General features: G+C 67.0%; 22 protein-coding genes and 1 riboswitch. Of the genes, 17 read left to right on the plus strand and 5 right to left on the minus strand.

What is annotated here, in order from left to right; translation table 11 throughout:
• The first annotated feature begins 2 nt into the window (after positions 1-2).
• From ACZYZ7_RS06370 to ACZYZ7_RS06385, 4 genes are all read left to right on the plus strand, one after another.
• Positions 3-2,156 carry an adenylate/guanylate cyclase domain-containing protein gene (locus ACZYZ7_RS06370; protein ID WP_463740493.1) on the plus strand — a complete coding sequence of 718 codons (2,154 nt, stop codon included), beginning with the start codon at positions 3-5 and terminating at the stop codon, positions 2,154-2,156.
• The gene (locus ACZYZ7_RS06375) at positions 2,153-3,553 is read left to right on the plus strand and encodes a mechanosensitive ion channel family protein (protein WP_463740494.1); all 1,401 of its coding nucleotides are present in this window, start codon (positions 2,153-2,155) and stop codon (positions 3,551-3,553) included. The genes ACZYZ7_RS06370 and ACZYZ7_RS06375 overlap by 4 nt, the downstream gene beginning before the upstream one ends.
• A gap of 162 nt (positions 3,554-3,715) precedes the next feature.
• On the plus strand, positions 3,716-4,711 hold the full coding sequence (locus tag ACZYZ7_RS06380; RefSeq protein WP_450071646.1) for an esterase family protein: 996 nt from the start codon (positions 3,716-3,718) through the stop codon (positions 4,709-4,711).
• A 77-nt stretch (positions 4,712-4,788) separates the two neighbouring features.
• Positions 4,789-6,354 (plus strand): molybdopterin-dependent oxidoreductase, encoded by a 1,566-nt coding sequence (locus ACZYZ7_RS06385; protein ID WP_450071647.1) that lies wholly within the window; start codon positions 4,789-4,791, stop codon positions 6,352-6,354.
• Positions 6,355-6,372: 18 nt separating this feature from the next.
• On the opposite strand, the gene ACZYZ7_RS06390 is transcribed toward ACZYZ7_RS06385, so the two are convergent.
• The 3 genes from ACZYZ7_RS06390 to ACZYZ7_RS06400 are packed head-to-tail and all read right to left on the minus strand — an operon-like array spanning position 6,373 to position 8,274.
• The gene (locus ACZYZ7_RS06390) at positions 6,373-6,573 is read right to left on the minus strand and encodes a hypothetical protein (RefSeq protein ID WP_135455037.1); all 201 of its coding nucleotides are present in this window, start codon (positions 6,571-6,573) and stop codon (positions 6,373-6,375) included.
• A 31-nt stretch (positions 6,574-6,604) separates the two neighbouring features.
• Positions 6,605-7,351 carry an SDR family oxidoreductase gene (locus ACZYZ7_RS06395; RefSeq protein WP_450071648.1) on the minus strand — a complete coding sequence of 249 codons (747 nt, stop codon included), beginning with the start codon at positions 7,349-7,351 and terminating at the stop codon, positions 6,605-6,607.
• Positions 7,348-8,274, minus strand: a complete 927-nt coding sequence (locus ACZYZ7_RS06400; protein ID WP_463740495.1) for an NADP-dependent oxidoreductase — start codon at positions 8,272-8,274, stop codon at positions 7,348-7,350. The genes ACZYZ7_RS06395 and ACZYZ7_RS06400 overlap by 4 nt, the downstream gene beginning before the upstream one ends.
• Positions 8,275-8,386: 112 nt before the next feature.
• On the opposite strand from ACZYZ7_RS06400, the gene ACZYZ7_RS06405 reads away from it, so the two are divergent.
• From ACZYZ7_RS06405 to ACZYZ7_RS06440, 8 genes are all read left to right on the plus strand, one after another.
• Entirely contained in the window at positions 8,387-9,025 is a 639-nt protein-coding gene (locus ACZYZ7_RS06405) for a VC0807 family protein (protein ID WP_463740496.1), read from the plus strand.
• 28 nt (positions 9,026-9,053) lie between these two features.
• Positions 9,054-11,378, plus strand: coding sequence for an endopeptidase La (gene lon, locus ACZYZ7_RS06410; protein WP_463740497.1), 2,325 nt, complete (start codon positions 9,054-9,056; stop codon positions 11,376-11,378).
• Positions 11,379-11,552: 174 nt separating this feature from the next.
• A riboswitch (glycine riboswitch) is annotated at positions 11,553-11,651 on the plus strand.
• Between the two features lie 161 nt (positions 11,652-11,812).
• Positions 11,813-13,279, plus strand: coding sequence for a D-serine/D-alanine/glycine transporter (gene cycA, locus ACZYZ7_RS06415; protein WP_463740498.1), 1,467 nt, complete (start codon positions 11,813-11,815; stop codon positions 13,277-13,279).
• A gap of 19 nt (positions 13,280-13,298) precedes the next feature.
• Positions 13,299-13,688, plus strand: a complete 390-nt coding sequence (locus tag ACZYZ7_RS06420; protein WP_463740499.1) for a nitroreductase/quinone reductase family protein — start codon at positions 13,299-13,301, stop codon at positions 13,686-13,688.
• 1 nt (position 13,689) lies between these two features.
• Positions 13,690-14,022: a TfoX/Sxy family protein gene (locus tag ACZYZ7_RS06425; protein ID WP_463740500.1), complete on the plus strand. Its 333-nt coding sequence runs from the start codon at positions 13,690-13,692 to the stop codon at positions 14,020-14,022.
• A gap of 69 nt (positions 14,023-14,091) precedes the next feature.
• Positions 14,092-14,316 (plus strand): hypothetical protein, encoded by a 225-nt coding sequence (locus tag ACZYZ7_RS06430; RefSeq protein WP_135455048.1) that lies wholly within the window; start codon positions 14,092-14,094, stop codon positions 14,314-14,316.
• Positions 14,317-14,330: 14 nt separating this feature from the next.
• Complete coding sequence (locus ACZYZ7_RS06435) at positions 14,331-15,203, plus strand: oxygenase MpaB family protein (RefSeq protein WP_463740501.1); 873 nt, start codon at positions 14,331-14,333, stop codon at positions 15,201-15,203.
• On the plus strand, positions 15,203-15,454 hold the full coding sequence (locus tag ACZYZ7_RS06440; protein ID WP_135455052.1) for a hypothetical protein: 252 nt from the start codon (positions 15,203-15,205) through the stop codon (positions 15,452-15,454). The genes ACZYZ7_RS06435 and ACZYZ7_RS06440 overlap by 1 nt, the downstream gene beginning before the upstream one ends.
• On the opposite strand, the gene ACZYZ7_RS06445 is transcribed toward ACZYZ7_RS06440, so the two are convergent.
• The gene (locus tag ACZYZ7_RS06445) at positions 15,422-16,108 is read right to left on the minus strand and encodes a DUF998 domain-containing protein (protein ID WP_463740502.1); all 687 of its coding nucleotides are present in this window, start codon (positions 16,106-16,108) and stop codon (positions 15,422-15,424) included. The two genes, ACZYZ7_RS06440 and ACZYZ7_RS06445, sit on opposite strands and share 33 nt — an antisense overlap.
• Before the next feature lie 55 nt (positions 16,109-16,163).
• Between ACZYZ7_RS06445 and ACZYZ7_RS06450 the strand changes: the two genes are divergently transcribed.
• The 5 genes from ACZYZ7_RS06450 (at position 16,164) to ACZYZ7_RS06470 (ending at position 22,717) form a co-directional block, all read left to right on the plus strand.
• Positions 16,164-16,733, plus strand: coding sequence for a hypothetical protein (locus tag ACZYZ7_RS06450; protein ID WP_135455057.1), 570 nt, complete (start codon positions 16,164-16,166; stop codon positions 16,731-16,733).
• A gap of 9 nt (positions 16,734-16,742) precedes the next feature.
• Positions 16,743-17,471: a DUF72 domain-containing protein gene (locus ACZYZ7_RS06455; protein ID WP_450071657.1), complete on the plus strand. Its 729-nt coding sequence runs from the start codon at positions 16,743-16,745 to the stop codon at positions 17,469-17,471.
• 11 nt (positions 17,472-17,482) lie between these two features.
• On the plus strand, positions 17,483-18,709 hold the full coding sequence (locus tag ACZYZ7_RS06460; RefSeq protein WP_450071658.1) for an NAD(P)/FAD-dependent oxidoreductase: 1,227 nt from the start codon (positions 17,483-17,485) through the stop codon (positions 18,707-18,709).
• Positions 18,710-18,860: 151 nt separating this feature from the next.
• Positions 18,861-19,505: a hypothetical protein gene (locus ACZYZ7_RS06465; RefSeq protein WP_463740503.1), complete on the plus strand. Its 645-nt coding sequence runs from the start codon at positions 18,861-18,863 to the stop codon at positions 19,503-19,505.
• Positions 19,505-22,717 carry a helicase HerA domain-containing protein gene (locus tag ACZYZ7_RS06470; protein ID WP_463740504.1) on the plus strand — a complete coding sequence of 1,071 codons (3,213 nt, stop codon included), beginning with the start codon at positions 19,505-19,507 and terminating at the stop codon, positions 22,715-22,717. Before ACZYZ7_RS06465 ends, ACZYZ7_RS06470 begins: the two co-directional genes overlap by 1 nt.
• A 21-nt stretch (positions 22,718-22,738) precedes the next feature.
• Here ACZYZ7_RS06470 and ACZYZ7_RS06475 read toward each other — a convergent pair whose 3' ends face one another.
• Entirely contained in the window at positions 22,739-24,226 is a 1,488-nt protein-coding gene (locus tag ACZYZ7_RS06475) for an acetyl-CoA acetyltransferase (RefSeq protein WP_450071661.1), read from the minus strand.
• Between the last annotated feature and the right edge of the window lie 3 nt (positions 24,227-24,229).

Consider the following 24,229-nt stretch of genomic DNA (forward strand, 5'->3'; position numbering starts at 1 on the left):
CAATGACTACAACTGCCGACGTCGAGCACGTCGCTCGTACCAGAAGTCCGCGTCGGCGCGTCCTGTCGCGGATCAGCATTCAGTCGAAGCTGCTGGTGATGCTGTTGATGACCAGCATTCTGTCGGCTGCCATCGTCGGTGCGATCGGATACCAGTCCGGCAGGTCGTCGCTTCGTCAGTCGGTATTCGACCGGCTGACCGAAGTTCGGGAATCGCAAACCCGGCAGTTGGAGTCGAAGTTCGCCGACCTCGAGGATTCCCTGATCGTCTACACCCGGGGGACGACGACCATCGAGGCCGTCGAGGCGTTCTCCGGTGCGTTCGGTCAGCTCAACAACTCGACCATCAACCCGCAGCAGTGGCAGTCGATCGTCAACTACTACAACACCGAGTTCGAGCCGCAGGAACAGAAGCAGACCGGCGACGCCGTGGACGTGTCCCGGCTGCTGCCCACGACCAACGCGCAGAAGTACCTCCAGGCGTACTACACGGCGCCGGTCGCCGACCCGGAGAAGGCGATCAGGGCCGACGACGCCCGTGACGGCAGTGCATGGTCGGCCGCGAATGCCCGGTTCAACGACTACTTCCGGGAGATCGTCGAACGATTCCAGTTCGAGGATGCGCTCCTGCTCGACACCGCAGGCAACGTCGTCTACACCGCGTACAAGGGCATCGACCTCGGCACCAACGTCGTCACCGGGCCGTACCGCCAGAGCCTGCTGTCGGACGCGTACGAGAAGACCCTGGCGTCGAACGCGGTCGACTATGTCGGGATCACCGACTTCGGTGACTATCAACCGGCCGATGAGCCCACAGCCTGGATGATGGTGCCGGTCGGCCCGCCCGGCCGGGTTGAGGGCGTACTCGCCCTGCAGTTCCCGATCTCCAAGATCAACCGGCTCATGACGGCCGACAAACAATGGGAAACCGCCGGGATGGGTGCGACCGGCGAGACGTTCGTGGTCGGTCCCGACGGTTTGATGCGGTCCGATTCACGGCTGTTCCTGGAGAATCCGGAGAAGTTCGAACGCGACGTCGTCGATGCCGGCACTCCACCGGCGGTGGCGGCGAAATCACTCCGTCAGCACGGGACCACGCTGGTCCAGCCGGTCGAGACGACAGCGACCCGGTTGGCCCTGCGCGGCCAGAGCGGCACCGTGATCGAGGACGACTACCTGGGCAATAAGACGCTGCAGGCCTACGCACCGGTCAATCTGCAAGGGCTGAACTGGTCGATCATCGCCAAGATCGACACGGCCGAGGCATTCGCTCCCGTCGCGACGTTCACCCGCACCCTGGTGTTGTCGACCGTCATCATCACCTTCATCGTGTGTCTGGCCGCCATGATGTTGGCCCGACTGTTCGTCCGACCGCTGCGCCGGCTGGAGGCCGGCGCCCAGCAGATCGGCGCGGGCGATTACGACATCTCGCTGCCGGTGCAGTCGAGGGACGAGTTCGGTGATCTGACAACAGCATTCAACGACATGAGCCGCAATTTGGCGATCAAGGAAGATCTGCTCGCCGAGCAGCGTCGGGAGAACGACCGCCTGCTGCGCACGCTGATGCCGGAGTCGGTGGTACAGCGTTACCGCGACGGCGAGGAGACGATCGCGCAGGACCACCACAACGTGACGGTCCTGTTCGCCGACACCGTCGGCCTGGACGAGCTGACATCCGAAATGTCCTCCGAGGAAGCGCTGGCCATCGTCAACCGCTTGGTGCACCAATTCGACGCCGCCGCAGATGATCTGGGAGTGGAACGGGTCCGCACCCTGCGCAACGGCTACTGGGCCAGCTCCGGGTTGAGCGTCCCGCGGCTCGACAATGTCCGCCGTACCGTCGACTTCGCTCTCGAAATGCAGCGCATCATCGAACGGTTCAACACCGAGGCCGGGACCGCACTCAACCTGCGCGCGGGCATCGACACCGGCGCGGTGAGCAGTGGCCTGGTCGGACGCTCCAACCTGGCCTACGACATGTGGGGCTCGGCGGTCAACCTCGCCTACCGGGTTCAGCGGGGCTCGCCACAGCCGGGGGTGTACGTCACCGAGCGGGTGTCCGAGGTGATGGGCGATACCCGCGACCTCGAGCCGGCGGGCACCGTGCACGTCGACGGTACCGACCAGCCGATCTGGAAACTGCAGGACCGACGATGACCGGTCTGCTCGATGCTCCCTGGTTCTACTGGGCGATCGGCGTCGCGGTCGGATTTCCCGTCTGTCTGGTGCTCCTCACCGAACTCCACAACGCGCTCCGCAGACGGGGCAGCTTCCTGGCCGGCCCGGTGCACCTGGTCCGGACCTACATCCTGCCGCTGGGTGCGCTGCTGATCCTGCTGAACCAGGCGATGCAGATCTCCGGGGAAACCACGCCGGTGCGGATTGTGGCGACGGTGTTCGGCTTTGTCGTACTGGTCCTGTTGCTGTCCGGACTCAACGCGACACTGTTCCAGAGTGCTCCGGAAGGCAGTTGGCGCAAGCGCATTCCGTCGATCTTCCTCGACGTCGCCCGGTTCGCACTGATAGCCATCGGCATCGGTTTGATCTTCGCCTACATCTGGGGCGCCAATATCGGCGGGCTATTCACGGCCCTGGGAGTGTCGTCGATCGTGCTGGGCCTGGCCCTGCAGAACTCGGTCGGCCAGATCATCTCCGGGCTGCTGGTGTTGTTCGAGCAGCCGTTCCAACTCGGTGACTGGGTCGATGCGCCATCGGCGCGCGGGCGCGTGGTGGAGGTGAACTGGCGCGCAACCCATATCGACACCGGAAGCGGCCTGCAGGTGATCCCGAACTCCGTGCTGGCCGGCGGATCGTTCACCAACCTGAGCCGCCCGTCAGGCGCGCACACCATTTCTGTGATCACGGTGTTCGCCGTCGATGATGCCCCCGACGAGGTCTGCCGCGTACTCAACGAAGTGGGCTGCCGCCTACCTCAACTACGAAGCGACGGAACGGTATCCACCGTTGCGGCCGGCTCGTTGCAGTACAAGACGCTCATCCCACTACACTCGCCCGCCGATGATTTCAGCGCGAGATCCACGTTCCTGCGCTGGACGTGGTACGCCTCGCGGCGTGCCGGTCTGCATCTGGACGAGGCCGAGGACGAGTTCGAGACCAGCGAACGTGTAGAGCAGACGCTCCGTCTGATCGCACCGACACTCCGCCTGAGCGCCGAGGACCAGCAGGATCTGGCACCGTACGTCCGTCTCACCCGGTACGGCACGGACGAGATCATCCAGGTCGTCGGTCAGGTTCCCAAGAAGATGACGTTCGTCGTCGCCGGCACGGTACAGCTGGCCGTTGCCGACGCGGACGATCTGTTCGTCCCGGTCCTCACCCTGGAACAGGGTGACTTCCTCGGGCAGACCGCCCTGACCCGCGAGCCGGTCATCACGACGGCCTACGCGCTGACAGAGGTCACCGTCGCGCAGTTCGACCGCGAATGCATCGAGGATCTGGTGGCGCGGAAGCCGGTACTGCTGCAGGACATCGGCCGGGCGATCGAGGAGCGCCGGGCCAGCGTCAGGCAGGCGCTCGTCGCGGCCGCTCGCTGAATGCGGTCGCCGAGGGTCTCGGCGCCGAGTTCCAACCGTTAGTAAACCGCGATCTGCATGTGCGGTGTTGTTACGCGTGTGACTGATGGGACGCGTGTTTCACTACGGAAGCAAGCGGCAAACTGCTTGGGATACGTGCAGAAAGGACGGTTGGTTGCCGTTATGAAGTTCCTCAACAAGATTCGCGGAGCGTGGACGCGCCGACTGGCGGCGGGGGCAATGGCTGCCGCCACCCTGCCCGCGCTGATCGGTCTCGCAGGAGGTTCGGCGACCGCTGGCGCGTTCTCCCGCCCGGGTCTTCCGGTCGAGTACCTCGACGTGTTCTCGCCGTCGATGAACCGCAACATCCGCGTCCAGTTCCAGGGCGGCGGCCCGCATGCCGTGTACCTCCTCGACGGCCTGCGGGCCCAGGACGACTACAACGGTTGGGACATCAACACCCCCGCCTTCGAGTGGTACAACGGATCGGGCCTGTCGGTGGTCATGCCGGTCGGCGGCCAGTCCAGCTTCTACACCGACTGGTACCAGCCCTCGAAGGGCAACGGTCAGGACTACACCTACAAGTGGGAGACCTTCCTGACCAATGAGCTGCCGACCTGGCTGGCCGCGAACCGCGGCGTGTCGCAGACCGGCAACGCGGTCGTCGGCATCTCGATGGCGGGCAGCGCAGCGCTGACCTACGCGATCCATCACCCGCAGCAGTTCATCTACGCCGGAACGCTTTCGGGCTTCCTGAACCCGTCCGAGGGCTGGTGGCCGATGCTGATCGGGCTGGCGATGAACGATGCCGGCGGCTACAACGCCGAGAGCATGTGGGGACCGTCGACCGACCCGGCGTGGAAGCGCAATGACCCGATGGTCAACATCAACCAGCTGGTCGCCAACAACACCCGCCTCTGGATCTACTGCGGCACCGGCACCCCGTCGGATCTCGACTCCGGGACCAACGGCGGCAACCTGATGGCAGCTCAGTTCCTCGAAGGCCTGACACTGCGCACCAACGTCACCTTCCGGGACAACTACATCGCCGCCGGCGGCACCAACGGGGTGTTCAACTTCCCCGCCAACGGCACGCACGCCTGGAGCTACTGGGGACAGCAGCTCGAGCAGATGAAGCCCGACATCCAGCGGGTGCTGGGCGCGCAGTCGGCCACCTAGAAGACCACCCACCCAGGGAGCCTGTCGTCACCCCTACGGCAGGCTCCCTGCCCTGTGTCCGGAGTACGTTGGTGGCGATGACTGAGTCCCCGTCGAGGTCCTCGTCCGGGCCCTCGCCGAATGCACGGATGCTCGGCGGAGTTGCGGCCGCCGCGGTCTCGCTCGGTGTCGCGGCGGTTGTCGGCATTCCGTTCCCGACTCAGGCCCAACCGCTCGGCGCGGTCGGCGCGGTGATCGTCGACCGCACACCAGGCCCCGTCAAAGAATGGGTGATTCAAACGCTGGGCGGCCTGGACAAGCTCTTCCTCGTCGTCGTCCTCCTGGTGGTGATCGCGGCCATCGCCGCCCTCGCCGCGACCTACGAAACCCGGCGCCGGCCGGTCGGCAGCGTGATCTTTGTCATCGCAGGACTTCTCAGCTGTGCCGCCGTGCTCTCGCGGCCCGGCGCGACCCTGCCCGACATCGTGCCGACGGTGGCGGGCACCGCATGCGGCGTGGCAGTGCTGCGTCTCCTTGCGCTGCGGCTGTGGACGGTCCCCGAGACCGGCCCCGCCGACGGCGGTGACGAACCCGACGTCACCCGACGAATGTGGCTCACCACCGGCGGCCTGCTGGCCTTCGGGGCGGCGAGCGGGCTGCTGGGTGTCGTCATCGGCCGCTTGACCAATTCCGTGGCGGCCGAGCGCGATGTCTCGGTGATCCCGCGTCCGCACATACCCGCTCCGCCGATACCGGCCGGTGTGCAGCCGAAAGATGTTGCCCTGCCGAGCTTCATCACCGATGGTGCCGACTTCTACCGGGTCGACATCGCGCTTTCCGTTCCCCAGCTGAGCCGCGACGAATGGCGGCTGCGCATTCACGGCATGGTGGACCGCGAGATCACCTATAGCTTCGCCGACCTGGACCGATTCGAAGTCGTCGAGAAGGCGGTGACGCTGACGTGCGTCTCCAATCCGGTTGGTGGCGAATATATCTCGACGGGAATGTGGACCGGTTATCGACTGTCCGACCTGCTGCGGGCCGCCGGGGTATCTCCCGATGCGGACATGCTGCTGTCGAAATCCGTCGACGGATTCACTGTCGGCACGCCGGTGGAGGCCATCGGCGACGGCCGCGACGCGATGTTGGCCGTCGGCCTCAACGGGCAACCGCTTCCCGTCGTGCACGGCTACCCGGCCAGGCTGGTGATGGCCGGACTCTACGGCTACGTGTCGGCCACCAAATGGGTCACCGACCTCGAACTCACCCGCTTCGACCGGGCTGAGGCGTACTGGACCAAACAGGGCTGGGCACCGCGGGGCCCGATCAAAACCGAGTCACGCATCGACGTTCCCAAACGCGGCCAACAAGTACCGGTGGGGCCGACGACGTTCGGTGGAGTGGCGTGGGCGCAGAACCGCGGCGTGCGCGGCGTCGAGGTCCGAATGGACGACGGCCCGTGGCAACCCGCCCAACTCGGGGACGCGTACTCCAACGAGACATGGCGGTTGTGGAGCTTCGACTGGCAGGCGAACAGCCCGGGCGGACACACCATCACGGTGCGGGCGACCGACAACACCGGAGCTGTCCAGACATCAGACGAAGCCCCTACGGTGCCCGACGGCGCGACCGGTTGGCATTCGGTGAATTTCACCGTCGCGTAACGCAGGCCCTTACTACGGCTACTTCGACGAGATCTTGCGCCAACTCAATGCCGCGATCACGACGCCGATCACCGCGGTGATCGGTCCGATGATCGACCAGGTGGTGGTGTTGCTCATCGGGCTGCCCTGCACCACACCGAATCCCTGTAGCGCCCACAGCAGGCCGAACAAAGCCACGATCACACCGACTGCGAACGCCACGACGTATCCCCTGTTCATGGCTGGATGCTACGCGCAAATGTGCGTCAACTCAGCCCTGAACGGTGGGCCGGATGACGATTTCGCCGATCTCGACATCGCGTGGCTGCTCGATCGCGAATGCCACCGCACGTGCCACCGCTTCCGCCGGGAGGCCGAATTCGTCCATGTTGGAACGTATCCGGGCGCGCAGCACCGGATCATCTATCGAGCCGTCGAGCTCCGTACGGACAAATCCCGGTGAGATGGAGGTGGTCCGGATGACACCGTCGGTGGATTCCTGTCGCAGTGCCTCCATCACGGTCCGTACCGCATTCTTGGTCGCGGCGTAGACGCCCATATCCGGCACGATCTTCAACCCGGCGGTCGACACCGTGGTGACGAAATGCCCGTGGCCCTGGCGCCGGAACACCGGTGCGGCCGCTGCGATTCCGTGCAACACGCCGCGCAGATTGACGTCGATCATCGCCGACCACCCGTCGACGTCACCATCGGACAGCGGCCCGATCTTGCTGATGCCCGCATTGTTCACCAACACGTCCAGCCGGCCGAACTCGTTCGTCGCCGCTTCGACGAACATTTCGACGTCGGCCCGGCGGGTGACATCGACAGCCAGCGCGACCACGCTCGATCCCGCCGCTACGAGTTCGGCGGCGATCCGCTCAAGGCGGTCTTCTCGCCTGGCGCCCAAGACCAACCTCGCGCCCCGCGCTGCCAAAAGTCGCGCCGTCGCTTCACCGATGCCACTGCTGGCTCCGGTGACTGCGACCACCGTTCCGGCGATCGGTTCATCGGTCACGGACGCAGTACCAATTTCCCTCTGGTATGCCGCTTTTCCAGCTCGGTGTACGCGGCCCGGACGTCGTCGAGGGCGAACACCCCGGCGATCGGCACGTCGAGTTCCCCGTTGGCGGCGAGATCGGCCAGCTCGGCGATGATCGCGATGTCGGCCCCCTCGGCATTGCCGGCCCCCTGGACGCCGAACTCCTCGATGGCGCCGAAGTCGATGATGGTGTCGACTCGCTCCGGCGCGACGCCCAACTCCTCGACGGCCAGCTTCACGTATCCGCCGCCGAAGAAATCGAGGAGGGCATCGACGCGACCCGACGGGGACGCGGCGCGGAGGCGGGCGGCCAGATCGTCGCCGTAATTGACCGGGACGGCGCCGTGCTGGGTGAGCCAGTCGTCGTTGTCGGGCCCGGCGATGCCGAGCACGGTGGCGCCGGCACGCTTGGCGAGTTGCACGGCGATGGTGCCGACACCACCCGCGGCACCCGCGATCGCCACGGTGTCCCCGGGTTGCAGCCGCACGGCCCGCACCGCCGCATAGGCGGTGGCACCCACGACATACAGCGATCCGGCGACCTCCCACGGCAGGCCGGCAGGTTTGGGAGCCAACTGGGTGGCGGGCACGCTCACATACTCGGCGTGGCTGGCGCGATCGTCGGTGAATCCGAGTACCTCGTCACCGATGTCGAACCCGCTCACACCGGGCCCGAGTTCGGCCACCACACCCGCGAGGTCGCTGCCTTCGCCGGACGGAAATGCGGCCGGGAACCGGTCGTGCAGCGCGCCACGGCGAATCATGGCCTCGCCCGGGTTGATTCCAGCGGCCCGGATCTGCACGAGCACCTCGCCTGCCGCCGGAACCGGCCTCGGCACGTCACGCACCTGCAGGACGTCGATCCCGCCGTATTCATCGAATTGGACTGCTTTGCTCATAAGGCCTAAGACGACCCACCGGCCGAAAACATTCCGAAGTGGTCGCGAAACCGATCCACCGTTCCCCAAAGCGCACAGACAGTTCACAGGGTGTGTCCATATCTTCGTGGTGGTGAGCCAAGATCACTCACTGCGCCCCGTGATGCGGGGCATCCTCTTTGATGTCGCCCCTCCACTGATCGCCTACTACGGGCTGCGCGCCGCGGGCATCTCCGAGTACGCCGCACTGCTGACGGCGACCGTGGTCGCGGGAATCAAGGTCGCCTATGACGCGATCAAGGCTCGCCGGCTCGATCCATTCGCGGGCTACCTGATGCTCAGCTTCGGTCTGAGCCTCGCGGTGGGCCTGGCCACCTCGGACGCCCGGATGCTGATGGCGGGCAACACCCTCGTCGGCGGCATCGGCGCTCTGGTTTTCCTCGGCAGTTGTTTCATCGGCAAACCGCTGACCCAGATCGTCGCCGAACGGGTCCGCTTCGCCTCCGACGAGGCTCCCGAACCCGGCGAGGCGGCGTTCAGGCACCGGGTCCACGTTTCGCTCTCAGCGATGTGGGGCATCGGCTTGCTGATCGGGATGTTGATCAGCCTGGCGATCATCTTCTCCCTGGCCATAGACGTCGCGAATGGCGTGAACACGGTCGTCTCGCTGGGTTTCACGGCCCTGCTGATGGCGGCGACTGTCGTGGTGGCCAAGCGGGCCAGGGCCAAGGGGGAACTCCTCCGGGAACAAACGGGAGCCCGCCAAGGTTGAGCGCATCAGACTGAACTTTGGAGGTTTGATGTCCCAATCAAACGCAGTGCCCATCCTGTTCCTGAGCGAACCGATCGTCCTGCCCGGAATGGTGGTGCCCGTCGAACTCGACGACGCTGCCCGTGCGGCGGTCGACGCCGCCCAGGCCAGCGAATCCGGCAAGCTGCTGATCGCCCCGCGCCTGGACGACCGCTACCCCACTCACGGTGTGATCGCGTCGATCGTGCAGGTCGGGCGCATGCCCGGCGGTGCGGAAGCCGCCGTCGTCCGCGGTGAGCGCCGTGCCCACATCGGTTCCGGAACCACCGGACCGGGCGCAGCCCTGTGGGTCGAGGTGGAGGAAGCCGCCGAGCCCGAATCGGCGACCGACGAGACCAAGGCCTTGGCTGCCGAATACAAGAAGCTGCTGCTGGCCATGCTGCAGCGGCGCGAGGCCTGGCAGATCGTCGACGTGGTCAACAAGATCACCGACCCGTCCGCATTGGCCGACACGGCCGGTTACGCCTCGTACCTGACCGACGTGCAGAAGCGTGAGCTGCTGGAGACCTCAGATGTGGGTCGCCGGCTCCGTCTGCTGATCGACTGGACCGGCGAGCACCTGGCCGAGGTCGAGGTCAACGACAAGATCGCCGAGGACGTCCGGGCCGGGATGGACAAGCAGCAGAAGGAATTCCTGCTGCGCCAGCAGTTGAACGCCATCCGCAAGGAACTGGGCGAGGGTGAACCGGAAGGGTCCGATGATTACCGGGCCCGGGTGGAGGCCGCCGACCTGCCCGAGAAGGTTCGCGAGGCCGCGCTGCGCGAGGTCGGCAAGCTGGAACGCTCCAGCGAGCAGAGCCCCGAGGGCGGCTGGATCCGCACCTGGCTGGACACCGTGCTGGAACTGCCGTGGAACGTGCGCACCGAGGACTCGACCGATCTCAAGGGTGCCCGCGAGATCCTGGACGCCGACCACCACGGTCTGGACGACGTCAAAGACCGCATCGTCGAGTACCTGGCCGTGCGAGCCCGTCGTGCGCAGCGCAGCATGGCCGTCGTCGGTGGGCGCGGTTCGGGCGCCGTGATGGTGCTGGCCGGGCCGCCCGGGGTCGGCAAGACCTCGCTGGGCGAGTCCGTCGCCCGCGCGCTGGGCCGCAAGTTCGTGCGCGTCGCCCTGGGCGGCGTGCGTGACGAGGCCGAGATCCGTGGCCACCGGCGTACCTACGTCGGCGCGCTGCCCGGCCGCATCGTGCGGGCCATCGGTGAGGCAGGTTCGATGAATCCCGTTGTGCTGCTGGACGAGATCGACAAGGTGGGCTCGGACTACCGCGGCGATCCGTCGGCCGCCCTGCTGGAGGTACTGGACCCGGCGCAGAACCACACGTTCCGCGACCACTACCTGGATCTGGACCTGGACCTGTCGGATGTGGTGTTCCTGGCGACAGCCAACGTCATCGAGAACATCCCGTCGGCCCTGCTGGACCGGATGGAGTTGGTGCAGATCGACGGCTACACCGAGGACGACAAGGTCGCCATCGCGCGTGACTACCTGCTGCCCCGGCAGGCCGAGCGTGCGGCGCTGACCGACTCCGAGGTGAGCGTGACGGACGCGGCACTGCGCAAGATCGCCGCGGACTACACCCGCGAGCCGGGCGTGCGGCAGTTCGAACGGCTGCTGGCCAAGGCGCTGCGCAAGGTCACGACCAAGTTGGACTCGACGGCCGCTCCGGTCGTCATCGATGAGCCGGATCTCGTTGAGTACCTGGGCCGTCCGCGATTCACACCGGAATCCGACGAACGCACCGCGGTGCCCGGCGTGGCGACCGGCCTGGCCGTCACGGGCCTGGGCGGCGATGTGCTCTACATCGAGGCCAACGGGAACGACGGCGAACCGGGTCTGAAGCTGACCGGTCAATTGGGTGACGTCATGAAGGAGTCGGCACAGATCGCGCTGTCCTATGTGCGGGCCCACGCCGAGCAGTTGGGTGTCGACCCCAAGACGCTGGACCGCCAGATCCACGTGCACGTCCCCGCGGGCGCGGTGCCGAAGGACGGTCCCTCGGCCGGCGTCACGATGGTGACGGCACTGGTGTCGATGGCGACCGGCCGGCAGGTGCGCGGCGATGTCGGCATGACCGGTGAGGTCACGCTGAACGGCCGGGTGCTGCCGATCGGCGGCGTCAAGCAGAAGCTGCTCGCGGCACAGCGAGCCGGTCTGAAGACGGTGTTCATCCCGGTGCGCAACGAGCCCGACCTGGACGACGTGCCGGCCGAGGTGCTCGATGCGCTGGAGGTCAGGCCCATGACCGACGTGGCTGACATCATCGCGGCGGCGCTGGAGCCGGCTGCCGAGCTCGCGACAGCCGCCGCGTAAGGACGGCCACCGCTCGGGCGACCGTGAATGTGCGCAGGTGACTGCCGGTCACCGTACAGACACGGTCGCTCGGCGGGCAGGGCTTGACCAGGGGGGTGCGCATTCCGCACTCGGCTGCTAACGTGACGCGCGGCACACTCCGGGTTCGGGGTGGCCCACAACTCAAGATGCCGTTGAGTCGCGGCGGGAGAGTCCCGCCCCATCCAGCCGGCGGGCGCCGCAGGAGCAAATCCTCCCCAGGAATCTCTCAGGCCCCCGTATCGCCGCGACTAGGCACCTCTGGAAAGCAGTCGGCCAGTCCAGGACCGGCTCACCGAAGGGGCAGGTGAAGCGCCGATAGCGGCGGTTCGTGAAAACTCTCAGGTTCAAAACGACAGAGCGGGGAGGCGCCCGCAGTCCGCGCGCCCCATGGGGCCTGAGATCCTTAGGTTGTTATGTCCCAATCCAGTGATCTGTCCGCTGATTCAGCGGAATCGCCGGCATCGTCCGGCGAGCCACAACACCTCTCGCGCCAGCTGTCCAACCGGCACATCCAGCTGATCGCGATCGGCGGTGCGATCGGAACGGGCCTGTTCATGGGGTCCGGCAAGACCATCTCGCTGGCCGGCCCGTCGGTCCTCTTCGTCTACATGATCATCGGCTTCATGCTGTTCTTCGTGATGCGGGCCATGGGCGAGCTGCTGCTGTCCAACCTGCATTACAAGTCCTTCGCCGACTTCGCCGCCGACCTGCTCGGCCCGTGGGCCGGCTTCTTCACCGGCTGGACGTACTGGTTCTGCTGGATCGTCACGGGCGTTGCCGACGTCGTGGTGATCGCCGGGTATGTGGCCTTCTGGTGGCCCGATCTCCCGCTGTGGATACCGGCACTCGCGACGGTCGTGGTGCTGATCGGTCTGAATCTGCCTACTGTGCGAGCCTTCGGTGAGACCGAGTTCTGGTTCGCCCTGATCAAGATCATCGCGATCGTGACGTTGATCGTCATCGGCCTTGTCATGATCTTCACCAGTTTCGAAGCGCCCACCGGCGCCCAGGCCTCGTTCGCCAATCTGTGGAACGACGGCGGGTTCTTCCCCACCGGCCCAATGGGATTCGTGGCAGGCTTCCAGATCGCCACCTTCGCGTTCGTCGGAATCGAATTGGTGGGCACCACCGCGGCCGAGGCCAAGGACCCCGAACGCAACCTGCCCAAGGCGATCAATTCGATCCCCGTACGCGTCATGCTCTTCTACGTCGTCGCCCTGACCGTCATCATCGCGGTCACGCCGTGGCGCGAGATCGATCCCAAACTCAGCCCGTTCGTGGCCATGTTCAGCCTCGCAGGCCTGGGCATCGCGGCATCGGTGGTCAACTTCGTGGTGCTGACCTCGGCGACGTCGTCGGCCAACTCCGGCATCTATTCGACCTCCCGGATGGTCTACGGCCTGGCCACTGAAGGTGACGCGCCGAGTCTGTTCGGCCGGCTCACCTCGCGGCGCGTGCCCGCAAACGCATTGTTCCTGTCCGGGGTGTTTCTGCTGTCGGGTGTGGTCATGGTCGTGGCCGGCGACTCGATCGTCGCGGCCTTCACGTTGGTCACGACCATCTCGTCGCTGTGCTTCATCTTCGTCTGGTCGGTCATCCTGGTCAGCTATCTCGTGTACCGGAAACGCCGGCCGGAACTGCACGAGGCCTCGAAGTTCAAGATGCCCGGCGGCGTCGTGATGTGCTACGTCGTCCTGGCTTTCTTCGCCTTCCTGATCGTGGCGTTCGCGTTGAAGGAAGACACCCTGCAGGCCGAGCTGGTGACGCCGGTGTGGTTCCTGGTCCTGGGTATCGCCTGGCTGGTGCTACGGCGTCGCCCGCAACATCTGGCCCGCGAAGCCAAGTTCCGCGCCGAGCTGGAGTCCACGGATTCCGACTGACGCTCGGTAGGGTGGCGCCATGGTGGATCTTCGTGATCTGAAGCGACGCATCGTCCATGGCGCCCAACGCCGGTTCGTCAATCCGGTCGGCCGTCAACTGCCCGTCACCATGCTGGAGACCATTGGCCGCAAATCCGGCGAACCACGGCATACCGCTGTGGGCGGCCGGGTGATCGGCGATCAGTTCTGGATGGTCTCCGAGCACGGCGAGCGATCCCACTACGTGCTGAACATCAAGGCCAATCCTGCTGTGCGGCTCCGGATCAACGGTCACTGGCGGACCGGGACGGCGCACCTGCTGCCCGTCGACGACCCGGCCGCGCGGCTGAAGGAGCTGCCGACGCTCAACAGCGCGGTGGTCCGCGCCGTGGGCAGCGACCTGCTGACCCTCCGCATCGACCTCGACTGACATGGCCTTCGATCCGGACCTGGCCGACCGCATCCGCGAGTTGACGGCATCCGAGAGCGGTCTCGACGAGAGGCGCATGTTCGGTGGGCTGGCTTTTCTGGTCAACGGCAACATGGCCGTCGCGGCGACCCGGGAAGGCAGCCTGATGGTGCGGGTCTCGCGCGACGACGGCGAGAAGCTGCTGCAACGCGATCACGTCAAGCCGATGGTCATGGGCGGCCGGGAGATGCGGGGCTGGCTGCGGATCGCCGGCCCCGGCATCAAGACCCGGCGGCAGCTCCAGTCGTGGGTCACCCGCGGCATCGATTACGCCAAGGGACTGCCGCCCAAGTAATTTCCGGCGCGGCCGAGGAGAATCCCCATTAACATAGAGCGTGCCTGACAACGACGGGGGCCCGCTCTGATGTTGACCGCAGTACGTAAGATCCTCGGCTTCCAGATGACGATCGCCGAGTGGCTCGGCACCGCCATCATCCTGGCGGTGCCTTACCTGCTCATCGGCCTGATCTGGTCACTCACCCACACCAGCCACCTGGCCGGCCTGCACGGCGCCGACACCGTGGTGTCCTTTCTGGGCTCCATTGTCTCGTGGCCGGTCCTGCTCTTCACCAACGTGTGCATGAGTTGACGAGGAGCCGACGAATGCCTTCCGACGGAACCTCCGCCAACCGGATCTCGATCACCCGACGCACCGCGCGCTGGTCCGACGAGGACGTCACCATCGCCGATGCGATGGACCTGTGGGGCTTCGCCGCCGGCGCGGCCAACGTGATCATGCAGCTGTCCTCGCCGGGCGTCGGCTACGGGGTCGTGGAGAGCACGGTGGATTCCGGCAACCTGCTCAAACATCCGTGGAAGCGGGCCCGCACCACGCTCAGTTATCTGGCGGTGGCCATCCTCGGAGAGCCCGAGGACCGGGCCGCGTTCCGCGACGCCGTGGACGCGGCCCACCGGCAGGTCCGCTCCGGGCCGGCAAGTCCCGTGCAGTACAACGCCTTCGACCGCGACCTGCAACTGTGGGTGGCGGCCTGTCTGTTCGTCGGACTGGAGGACGTGTACCAGCTGTTACGCGGTGAGATGACCGCCGCGCAGGCCGAGCAGTTCTACCGATCCGCCGCCACCCTGGGCACCACTCTGCAAGTCGACCCGGAGCAGTGGCCGGCGACTCGGGCCGAATTCGACACGTACTGGGACACCGCGTGCGAGCAGATACAGATGGACGACGTCGTCAGGCGGTATCTACACGACCTGGTGGATCTGCGGATGATCAACCCTCTGTTGCGAATACCGTTTCGGCCGCTGCTGAAATTCCTGACCACGGGATTTCTGGCGCCGGTGTTCCGGAATGCCGTCGGCTTCGGCTGGGGCCGTCGCCGGCAGCGGCTGTTCGAATGGCTGTTCCTGGCGGTGGCATTCGGCAACCGGTTCCTACCGGTGTTCGTCCGCCAGGGCGGCAGTTACCTGCTGCTCGCCGATGTCCGCCGACGTGTGGCCGCCGACAAGGCACTGATCTGATGGACCGGATCCGCCACATCTTGAGCTACAAGCTCAGCGTCGAGCAACTGCTCGAGACTTTGATGTGGATATCCCTGCCCTACCTCGTGATCGGCCTGGTCTGGACGTTCTTCCACCCCGAACAGGTGCAGCTCATCGAGGCGAGCCTGCTTACCAAATTCCCGGCCGGTGCCGATCTGGTGGCCTTCGGTCAGGTGACGCTGCTGTGGCCGGTGCTGCTACTGGGTGCCGACATATGCGTCGCGATGTGAATGCAACAGTCGCGCGGCCACAGCCGCGACAAACAGCCACAGCACCGCACCACTGATCCACGTCGGCACAAAGTTGAACGTCTCCGTCTGTGCACCGGCATTGAGGCCCATGTACGCACCCACCGACAACACCGCGACGCCGACCCCGGCCGACATCGCCATCCACCCCCGGTCTCCCATTTGCGCGAAATACCTTGCCAGCGCGAAGCATCCGCAGGTCGCGGCCAGGAAGCCGAGCCCACCGGCCACGCCGTGGATCTGCGCCGAGGTACTCAGCTCCTCCACCTCGGGATAGCCCGGCGGGAACCCGAAACCCGGATCGGTCGGGTTGAGCCCCACGACCACACCGGCCAGTAACCCGTAGAGCGTCACGCACATCGCCGCGACCCGGCCGCACAGCACGCCCGAGGCCACGCGCCAGATCCCGAACCCGAACCCGATCAGCAACAGCCCGCACACAACGAAGTTCACCGTCTGAATCCAGCCCCAATCACCGAGAACCAGCATGGAGTTGGCATGTCGGGTCAGGTCGAAGCCGGGGCGGGTGAACGCCAGGGTGAGCGAAACCGTGGTGATCGACAATCCGGCGCCCAGCCCGGCCGCCAGCAACGCCGTGGTGAGTCGGGAAGCTGCGGGGCGTCGGGCAGGTGTCACGGAAACTCGACGCTACCGTCCGGGCGGCCGGGGCGATTGACTAGGGTCTTGCGTCGTGAAGGCTTGTCTCGTCGTAGTCGCCGCCGCTGCGGCGCTCGCCGGATGTACGTCGGGAACCGTCGTCAACACCGACGACGCCGCGTCGCCGCCGCCCGCGAGCACCACCGCGGCGCCACCGGCGTTCGGCACCGCCCACCTGGTCAACGCCGCCGACTACCTGCTCGACGTCAACGGGCGCAAGGCCTATTACTTCAGCACCCCGAGCGGCCGGTGGCAGTGCGCGATACTGCCCCGCGATCGCGCGGGCTGCCAGGCGGCGGGCGGCGCATCGGCGATGGCGGTGACGGGAGCGCCGACGGAGGTGCCCGACGGGACCGGTGGGACGGCAGCACCGAATGCCCTTGTGCTCGACCGGGACAACGACGCCCAGTTCGTCAACCTGGCACAGCCCGAATTCGCGCAACCGACCGCCGTCGCGCTGCCGTTCGGGAAGGTGCTGGCGGTCGCCGGATTCCGGTGCAACGTCCAGGAGCAGTCCGGGGTGTCCTGCGTACGGGAGCTGACCGGCCGAGGTTTCACCTTCTCGGCCGAGGGCTACACCCCGCATTACACCGACGTCCCCTAGCGATGGCACATGATCCGGATCGGCACCTCGGGCTGGTCATACGACCACTGGACCGATGTGCTGTATCCGCGGGGCACACCGGCGAAGACCCGGCTGGCCCACTACGTCGACGAGTTCGACACCGTGGAACTCAACGGCAGCTTCTACCGCTGGCCCACTGACGCCACGTTCACCGGGTGGCGCGAACAGATGCCCGCCGGTTTCACGATGTCGGTCAAGGCCCACCGCGGGTTGACCCACTACCGGCGACTGCGGTCTCCGGAGAGCTGGACGCCGCGGTTCGAGCGCTGCTGGCAACTGCTCGACGCACACAACGAAGCATTACTGGTCCAGCTTCACCCCGCCCTGGAGCGCGACGACGAGCTGCTCACCGCGTTCCTGTCCCAACTCCCCCGCCAGATCCGGGTCGCGATGGAACTACGTCACCCGTCCTGGCACGAGCTTGCGGTGTACGCCGTGCTGGAGCAGTACGGCGCGGCGTACGTCGTGATGAGCGGCCCCGGGCTGACCTGCCGCCCGGTGGCCACCGGTGATCTGGTCTATCTCCGGATGCACGGTCCGGGCGACGACGGCATGTACACCGGCTGCTACTCCGACGACGAGCTGAGCGGGTGGGCGCAGCAGATCCGGCAGTGGGACCGCGACGGCCACCGCGTCGTCGTGTACTTCAACAACGATCTCGGTGGTCATGCGGTACGCAACGCCCGAAAACTGAAGCAGTTGGTATCGGGCGAGTAGGCTGAATCGACATGACAACGTCGTCCACATTCGCGATCGTCGGTGGCGGCCTGGCCGGCGCCAAGGCTGCTGAAGCTCTGCGGGACAACGACTTTGACGGCCACGTCGTGGTTTTCGCCGCCGAAGACCAGCTCCCCTACGAGCGTCCGCCGCTGTCCAAGGAGTACCTGGCCGGAAAAAAGAAGCTCGATGACTTCACCGTCGATCCGGCGTCCTGGTACCGCGACCACAACGTCGAGCTGAGGTTGGGAACCGAGGTCACCGCCGTCAACGCCGCCGAGCACACGCTCGCACTGCCCGACGGCACCACCGTCGGTTACGACAAGCTGCTGTTGGCCACCGGTTCCTCGTCACGCCGGCCACCGATCCCTGGATCAGACGCCGCGGGCGTGCACTATCTGCGCACCATCGACGACGCCGCGGCCCTGAGCGCCACGTTGACCCCGGGTTCGACGCTGGCCATCGTGGGCGGCGGCTGGATCGGGCTGGAGGTCGCCGCCGGTGCGCGCGGCCGCGACGTGAACGTCACGGTCGTTGAGGCCGCGCACCTACCGCTGCTGGCCGCCCTCGGCGCCGAGGTGGGTGAGGTGTTCGCGCAATTGCACCGCGAGCACGGGGTCGATCTGCGGCTGGACCAGTCGGTGAAGGAGATCACCACCGACAACGGCACCGCCACGGGACTACGCCTCGGGGACGGCTCCACCGTCACCGCCGACACGGTCCTGATCGCCGTCGGCGCGGCACCGAACATCGGCCTGGCCGAAACCGCCGGGCTGGCCATCGCGGACGGCGGCGTGCTCGTCGACGCCTCGCTGCGCAGCAGCGATCCCGACATCTACGCCGTCGGCGACATCGCCGCCGCAGAGCATCCGTTCTTCGGAGTGCGAATCCGCACCGAACACTGGGCCAACGCGCTCAAGCAGCCCGCGGTGGCCGCTGCGGGGATGTTGGGCAAGCAAGCCGAATATGACGAATTGCCCTATTTCTTCACCGATCAGTACGACCTCGGCATGGAGTATGTCGGCCACGCACCCGAATATCGGCGAGTGGTGTTCCGCGGCGACGTTGCTGGGCGCGAGTTCGTGGCATTCTGGCTCGACGCCTCCAACCGTGTCCTGGCGGGGATGAACGTCAACGTGTGGGATGTCCTTGACGACGTCAAGGCACTGATCCGATCAGCCGAGCCGGTCGACCCGGAACGCATCGCCGACCCGGCGCAGCCGTTGCCGGTCGGGTAGCTGCGGGCACTGGGCCTGCCGCGCGGGCGAAATCCGTGCAGCGCAACAACATTCTCCTGCGGTCAGGGGTACGCGCTAACGTGCATGAGACACGTGCCGGTATCGCCCCGCCCGCGTGCCCAAACCATGACGGCAGGAAGGTGAGCATCCGGTGAATGTCGCGCCCGACGAGCTGTCCGGCACCGAGCAGGCAGTCCTGCTGGTACTGATGGCCGAGTCCCGCCCGGTGCCCAACGCTGAACTGGAGCGGCTCGGGCCCAAACTCGACAAACCGAAGCGCGACCGGCTCAACCGGTTGGGCCTGATCGAGTCGACCGGGACCCGCCCCCTCGTCCACGAACTGACCGACACGGGGTGGGCGCTGTGCCGATCCCTGTTCAGCGCCGGCGCGCCGCCCCGGTCCACCGGGCAGGGCAAGGCCCTGTACACGCTGCTGGGTGCGCTGCACCGCTATTTCGAACACGCCGACCTCGTTCCCTCCGACGTATTCCTGCCCGCCGAGGCGCCCGTCCAGGCGGCCGCGCCGGCTCCCGAAGCCGGTCCCGAAATCCAGCTGCGCACCGCCTATGCCGGGCTGACCGCCCGGCCCGGAGGCTGGGTGAGTCTGCTGCGCCTGCGCCAGGCCGTGCCCGGGCTGCCCCGACCCACCGTCGACGCCGCGCTGATCAGCCTCTATCAGCAACCCGGCGTCAGCCTGATCCCCGAGGAGAACCAGAAGGTGCTCACCCCCGCCGACCGCGAAGCCGCGGTGGAGATAGGCAACCAGGACAAGCACCTGATCGCGATCGAGTCCTGATGGAGTTACAGCACCGCGAAGCGCTCAGCGCGCTTCGCCTGACCTGGGCGCCGACCGCCGACGATCTGTGGCATTCGCAGGGCGCGCTGCACGTGCGCGGGCTGCACGACCGGCCGATGGGCGATGTGATGGCCGCGTTCGGCGATGCCGAACGGGAGATCGACTCCAGCCCGCTGGGCGTGGTGGTACGGGGCCCGGCCGGGTCCGGCAAGACCCACCTGCTCGGTCAGGTGCGCGAACAGGTGCAAACCGGCGGCGGTTTCTTCTTTCTCGTCGAGTTGCTCGATGCGGCCAGCTTCTGGCAGTCCGCCCGCGCGGGCATCCTGGAAAGCCTGGGCCGGCCGGGCAGCGAGCGCGAAACCCAACTCAAAGACCTGCTGTGGGAACTGTCCTCGGTGGCCCACATCTCCCGCGCCAATCGCCGGGCCGTGATCGGCGACGACGACCTGACCCCCGAGATCCTCACCGACTTCGTCAACTCCCTGCACAAGGTCCATCGCCACACCGTCAAGCGCGCGCACCACACCCTGCGCGCCCTGGTGCTGCTGGGTGCCGGCGACCTCGAGCTGCAGGACATCGGCGAGGCCTTCCTGACCGGCAGCGGCGAGAAGGAATCGTGGGGCCTGCCCGCGCCGGTGCTCACCCCGCAGGAATCGGTGCGCGACATCTCGCGCCTGATCGCCCTGGCCGGGCCGTCGGTGCTGGCCCTCGACCAGATCGACACGCTGCTGGCCCAATCCACCGAGCGCACCGACACCGCGGGCGCCGTGTCCGGCGCCGACCCCGGTGGAACTGCCCGCTCCGCGGGCGATGGTGGAACTGCCCACTCCCCGGGCGATGGTGGAACTGCCCGCTCCGCGGGCAACCGCGACCTCGAGCACATCGCGCACGGGCTGATGTCCATCCGCCAAACCATGCGGCGCACGGTGGGTGTGGTGGCCTGCCTGCCCGCAGCCTGGGAGGCGATCCAGGACCGGGCCACCGCCACCGTGCAGGACCGGTTCCGGACCACCGCGCTGCTGCAGGGCCTGCCGACGCCGGAGGTCGGCCGAGCCATCCTGGAACGGCGGTTCACCGCGAGTTACGCGTCCATCGGATTCACCGCGCCGTACCCGAGCTGGCCGATCCTGCCCTCGGCGTTCGACGACGCCACCCAATACACGCCGCGACAACTGCTCAAGCGGGCCGACACCCATGTCCGCCGCTGCCTGGACCGCGACACGATCGAAGAGCTGTCCCAACTCACCGGCGAGGTGGCCGAACCACACGAACGCGCTACGGGCGCCGCCGCCGGCGACACCGGCGAGTTGGACCGTCGCTTCGCCGACTACCGGCGCCGCGCGGTGACCGTCGCCGCGCTCGACCCCGACGGCGAGGACACCACGATGCCCGGCCTGTTGTCGGCGGCATTGGATGCGTGGATCACCGAACTCGGCGAGGCCGGGCAGGCGTTTCGCCCCGATCCGCTGCCGGGCCAACGGGTGGTGCTGCACGGGCGGCTGCGCCAGACGCTCGACGCCGCCACCGACGACGAGCGGCACTGGGCATTTCGCGCGATCTCGTCCGGCAATGCCGTCGCGGTACAAAACAGGATTCGGAAAGCCTGGGAAGCAACGGGTTTCAACCCTGACCGGCGTCGGCTGTTCCTGCTCCGCAACACCGCGTGGCCGAAGGGCGCGAAAACCGCGGTGGTGATCGCCGAGTTCGAGGCGGCCGGCGGCCGAGTGTTGCCGATGAGCGAGGACGACGTACGCACCATGACGGCGCTCCGCGATCTGATCGACGACAATCACCCCGACCTGCCCGAGTGGCTGCGCCGGCGCCGCCCCGCCCACGGGATCGGCTGGCTGCGATCCGCACTCGGGGACATCGCGGGTGATCCGCCGCCACCGGCCCAGATCGATGTGGAGGCCGAGCTCGCGACCGGGCCGATACGGGTACAGCCGCCCGCGCCGTCGATCGAGCATTCGCCCATCGCCGTCACCCTGGGCCTGGACAGTCCCGGCGGGCGCCCGGTATCGGTGGACCTGGCCGCGCTGCGTAAGCACACCGCGATCTTCGCCGGCTCCGGATCGGGCAAGACCGTGCTGATCCGACGCCTGGTCGAGGAGTGCGCGCTGCGCGGCGTGTCGTCGATCGTGTTGGACCCCAACAACGACCTGTCCCGGCTGGGAGCCCGTTGGCCCGACAATCCCCCGGGATGGAACCCGGCCGACGACGAACGCGCCGACGCGTACTTCGACAACGCCGAGGTCGTGGTGTGGACGCCGGGCCGGTCGACCGGCCGCCCGCTGTCCTTCCAGCCACTCCCCGACTTCGCCAGTGTCATCGATGACGCCGATGAGTTCTCCGACGCCGTCGAATCCGCCGTCGCCGCACTCGAACCCCGCGCCCTGATCGCCGGCAACACCGCCAAGGCCGAGCGGTCTCGCGCGGTGCTGCGCGAGGCGCTGCGGTTCTACGGTGCGAGCCCCTCGGTGTCCCTGGGCGGATTCATCGACCTGCTCGGCAATCTGCCCCCAGAGGTCAGCGCACTGAGCGGGGCGCACAAACTGGCCACCGAACTGGCCCAGAATCTTCGGGCCGCGACCGTCAACGATCCGCTGTTCGGTGGCTCCGGGACTGCCGCCGACCCCGGCGTGCTGTTGACACCGTCACCGGGCTACCGGGCCCGGGTGTCGGTGATCAGCATGGTCGGTCTGACCAGCGATCAACAGCGCGAAGGGTTCGTCAACCAGCTGCAGATGGCCCTGTTCGCCTGGATCAAGCGCAACCCGGCCGGCGACCGGCCGCTGGGTGGGCTGCTGGTGATGGACGAGGCGCAGAACTTCGCGCCTTCCAGTCACACGACTGCCTCCACACACAGCACCCTGGCGCTGTCCTCGCAGGCGCGAAAGTACGGGCTGGGACTGGTGTTCGCCACGCAGTCTCCACGCGGTCTGCACAACCACATCCCGGGCAATGCCACCACGCAGTTCTACGGTCTGCTGAACTCCCCCGCGCAGATCGCCGTGGCCCGGGAGATGGCCCGGGTGAAGGGCGGCCACGTACCCGACATCAGCAAGCTGCGGTCGGGCCAGTTCTATGTGGCGTTGGAAGGCAACGCCTTTCACAAGATCCAGACGCCGTGGTGCCTGTCCAACCATCCGCCCAGCCCGCCGACGACCGACGAGGTCCTCGCGCTGGCGCAGCGAGAGCCGGCGACGCGCTGAGCCGTTGACCCGATCCGAGGCTCATAGGAGGGTCGCGCTGCCGTCGGCGTGAACCTGCACCTTCGCGCCGGCGATGTCCTCGGACATGGTCGCCGCGGCCTGTGACTCGTCGACGATCCGGGCCAGTGTGCGACCGTCCTCCGGGGTGCGCACCGCCAGGAATGCCCGCTCCGCGGTGCCGTCGCGACCGACCGGCGTGGTCCAGGATTCCACGGTGCCGGTGCCCGCGAATTCCACCTGCAGCTGACGTGTGGGCTCGGCGTCCACCTCGGATTGCACGTCCTGCCAACGGAATTCATGAGTCGGTGGCTCGGTGCCGTATACACCGAAACTGTGCTTGGTGAGGTAACCGCCGTTGGCGGTGATCAGCCCCCGGGTCCCGGGATTGGCCACGAGCCGCTCGGCCATGGTGGCGATCGAATGGGACACGTAGTTGTTCCACGGCCCGCCCGCGAACGTCAGCCCGCCGGTCACCGTCAATGGCCGCGACGGATCGGCCAGAGGCAGACCGATTTCGGCCGCCGCCACCTGCACCGCCGACGGGAAGCAGGAGTACACGTCGACGAAGTCGACCTCGTCAACTCCCACACCGGCCAGTTCCAGAACCCGGCTACCGGCGATCCGGATCGCTGGCGACCGGTAGAGCTCGGCCCGCTCGCCGATCGCATAGGTGTCGTGCGAATCCGTCCCGGCATACGGGAAAACCCAACGGTCGGTGGGGATCTGAAGATAGGTCGCCTTCTCGACTGTGGTCAGGATCAGCACCGCGCCCTGGTCCACCATGTTGTTGGAGTTCATCAGCTTCGTGTAGGGCCAGCTGATCATCCGGTTGTCCGGGCCCGGCTGCCAGATCTGCTCGGCGGGCACGGCTTCCCGGCTCCAGGCATGCGGATTGCCCGCCGCCACGGCACTGAACTGTGACCACAACTCGCCGATCCGCCTGCGGTGCTCCTCACTGGTCTCGCCGGCCGCGATCCGCAGCGCCTGCTCGAACATCGGGTACACGTAGGCCGGGCGGTCCAGCTTGATCCGGATCTCGGCCTCACCGGCCATCGGCACACCTTCATGCGCACCCGGGGCCTCCGGCACGGATTCGTCTTGGCGCGTCCAGTCCGGTTTGGCCCCGGCCGCGCGCAGCCGACTGCGGGTACGCCACGTCTCGGCGCCGGCGATCAGCACCACCTCGGCCCGGCCGCCCCGCAGATCCAGGCAGGCTTCGTTCACCAGTGTCTGCGGTACGTTTCCGCCCACCCCGGTGTAGCGCGTGGCGGCCTTGTCAGCCCGGATGCGCTGGGCCAACAGCAAACCCGGATCGCGGTAGTGCCAGGACAGTAGATTGACGATCCGTACCGAGTCGACCGCTTCCAGAACCCGCGGGTCGGCGGCGGCCCGGGCCGCCTCCACCATGAGATCGACCGGCTCGACGTCCGGCTTCTCCTCCCGCTGGTTGACCTGGCCGTAGCCCACCAGTACCGGGGTTCGCGGGTCGAGAGTCCTGGGCAGGGTCATGCC

It is taken from the genome of Mycobacterium sp. IDUB_17 (assembly GCF_055419465.1).

Excerpts from the sequence above, each read along its gene's own strand:
- ACZYZ7_RS06475 (WP_450071661.1), bottom strand. The coding sequence starts at position 24,226 with ATGACCCTGCCCAGGACTCTCGACCCGCGAACCCCGGTACTGGTGGGC.
- ACZYZ7_RS06400 (WP_463740495.1), bottom strand. The coding sequence starts at position 8,274 with ATGAGCAAAGCAGTCCAATTCGATGAATACGGCGGGATCGACGTCCTG.
- ACZYZ7_RS06375 (WP_463740494.1), top strand. The coding sequence starts at position 2,153 with ATGACCGGTCTGCTCGATGCTCCCTGGTTCTACTGGGCGATCGGCGTC.
- ACZYZ7_RS06430 (WP_135455048.1), top strand. The coding sequence starts at position 14,092 with ATGTTGACCGCAGTACGTAAGATCCTCGGCTTCCAGATGACGATCGCC.
- cycA (WP_463740498.1), top strand. The coding sequence starts at position 11,813 with ATGTCCCAATCCAGTGATCTGTCCGCTGATTCAGCGGAATCGCCGGCA.
- ACZYZ7_RS06455 (WP_450071657.1), top strand. The coding sequence starts at position 16,743 with ATGATCCGGATCGGCACCTCGGGCTGGTCATACGACCACTGGACCGAT.
- ACZYZ7_RS06390 (WP_135455037.1), bottom strand. The coding sequence starts at position 6,573 with ATGAACAGGGGATACGTCGTGGCGTTCGCAGTCGGTGTGATCGTGGCT.
- ACZYZ7_RS06435 (WP_463740501.1), top strand. The coding sequence starts at position 14,331 with ATGCCTTCCGACGGAACCTCCGCCAACCGGATCTCGATCACCCGACGC.
- ACZYZ7_RS06385 (WP_450071647.1), top strand. The coding sequence starts at position 4,789 with ATGACTGAGTCCCCGTCGAGGTCCTCGTCCGGGCCCTCGCCGAATGCA.
- ACZYZ7_RS06470 (WP_463740504.1), top strand. The coding sequence starts at position 19,505 with ATGGAGTTACAGCACCGCGAAGCGCTCAGCGCGCTTCGCCTGACCTGG.
- lon (WP_463740497.1), top strand. The coding sequence starts at position 9,054 with ATGTCCCAATCAAACGCAGTGCCCATCCTGTTCCTGAGCGAACCGATC.
- ACZYZ7_RS06370 (WP_463740493.1), top strand. The coding sequence starts at position 3 with ATGACTACAACTGCCGACGTCGAGCACGTCGCTCGTACCAGAAGTCCG.
- ACZYZ7_RS06460 (WP_450071658.1), top strand. The coding sequence starts at position 17,483 with ATGACAACGTCGTCCACATTCGCGATCGTCGGTGGCGGCCTGGCCGGC.
- ACZYZ7_RS06380 (WP_450071646.1), top strand. The coding sequence starts at position 3,716 with ATGAAGTTCCTCAACAAGATTCGCGGAGCGTGGACGCGCCGACTGGCG.
- ACZYZ7_RS06440 (WP_135455052.1), top strand. The coding sequence starts at position 15,203 with ATGGACCGGATCCGCCACATCTTGAGCTACAAGCTCAGCGTCGAGCAA.
- ACZYZ7_RS06425 (WP_463740500.1), top strand. The coding sequence starts at position 13,690 with ATGGCCTTCGATCCGGACCTGGCCGACCGCATCCGCGAGTTGACGGCA.
- ACZYZ7_RS06420 (WP_463740499.1), top strand. The coding sequence starts at position 13,299 with ATGGTGGATCTTCGTGATCTGAAGCGACGCATCGTCCATGGCGCCCAA.